We start from the raw sequence: 716 nt of genomic DNA on the forward strand, positions 1-716 counted from the left end.
GAAATGATAAACAGCATGGAAGTCCGGGAGGATGACGAAACCTTCAAAAATGCGGTGGACTATATGTTTGACGGGTTGGAACGTCGCAGCCCCCAGCACTTCGCCGTGAGGCAGTATAAGAAATACAAGCTCGCCAGCGGCAAGACAGCCAAAAGCATCTTGATTTCCTGCGGTGCAAGACTGGCTCCCTTTGATATTCCCCAGCTTCGGGAGATCATATCTTATGACGAACTGGAGCTGGATAAGCTGGGGGATGAAAAATCAGCGCTGTTCTTTCTTATCAGCGACACGGACACCACCTACAACTTTTTGGTTGCCCTCGCTTTTTCGCAGATGTTCAACCTTCTGTGTGAACGGGCTGATAACACCTATGGCGGGCGTCTGCCCTACCATGTGCGGGTGCTATGGGACGAGGCTGCCAACACCGGGCAGGTGCCGGGGCTGGAAAAGATCGTGGCCGTCATTCGTTCCCGGGAGATCAGCCTGACGCTCTTTTATCAGGCTATGAGCCAGTGCAAGGCATTGTACAAAGACCATTCCGAAACCATCATGGGAAACATGGACAGTATCGTGTTCCTCGGAGGCCGGGAGGCTTCCACCCTAAAGGATATTTCGGAAAACTGGCTGGGCAAGGCCACCATCTCTATGCAGACCGAGGGCCGAAGCCGGGGACAGTCTGAAAGTTACAGCCAGAATATGCAGCGGCTTGGCCGGGA

Annotated in this window: 1 protein-coding gene; it reads left to right on the plus strand. The window is 53.5% G+C overall.

What is annotated here, in order from left to right; genetic code table 11:
- On the plus strand, positions 1-716 hold a 716-nt coding region (locus DXB70_RS13945), incomplete at both ends, for a VirD4-like conjugal transfer protein, CD1115 family (protein ID WP_243099980.1).

Source organism: Clostridium sp. OM05-5BH (genome assembly GCF_003481505.1).
GTDB classification, from domain to species: Bacteria; Bacillota; Clostridia; order Lachnospirales; family Lachnospiraceae; genus Otoolea; species Otoolea fessa.